Genomic DNA, 290 nt, shown 5'->3' on the forward strand with positions numbered 1-290 from the left:
CTTACTCCTCCACTTTAACCATATAGGAAACCGCGTTAACCATACCGCGTACTGCAGGCGTGTCTTCACGCTCAACGGTGTGGCCAATACGACGCAGACCCAGGCCAACCAGAGTGGCTTTATGCTTAGGCAAGCGGCCGATTGAACTACGGGTTTGAGTGATTTTAATAGTCTTAGCCATCGTGATTACCCCAGAATTTCTTCAACGGATTTACCACGCTTAGCAGCGACCATTTCCGGAGATTTCATATTGCCCAGGCCGTCGATAGTTGCACGAACCACGTTAATCG

The 290-nt window shown here is 49.7% G+C and carries 1 protein-coding gene and 1 pseudogene; both read right to left on the reverse strand.

Annotation, left to right across the window (positions count from 1 at the left end; all coding sequences use genetic code 11):
* Position 1: 1 nt before the first annotated feature.
* Positions 2–181 carry a 50S ribosomal protein L30 gene (gene rpmD / locus SB765_RS28985; RefSeq protein WP_003850166.1) on the reverse strand — a complete coding sequence of 60 codons (180 nt, stop codon included), beginning with the start codon at positions 179–181 and terminating at the stop codon, positions 2–4.
* A gap of 5 nt (positions 182–186) precedes the next feature.
* Positions 187–290, reverse strand: a pseudogene (rpsE, locus tag SB765_RS28990) (30S ribosomal protein S5); the annotation flags it as partial.

The organism is Pseudomonas sp. SIMBA_067 (assembly GCF_046534675.1).
Classification (GTDB): domain Bacteria; phylum Pseudomonadota; class Gammaproteobacteria; order Pseudomonadales; family Pseudomonadaceae; genus Aquipseudomonas; species Aquipseudomonas putida.

Excerpts from the sequence above, each read along its gene's own strand:
- rpmD (WP_003850166.1), bottom strand. The coding sequence starts at position 181 with ATGGCTAAGACTATTAAAATCACTCAAACCCGTAGTTCAATCGGCCGC.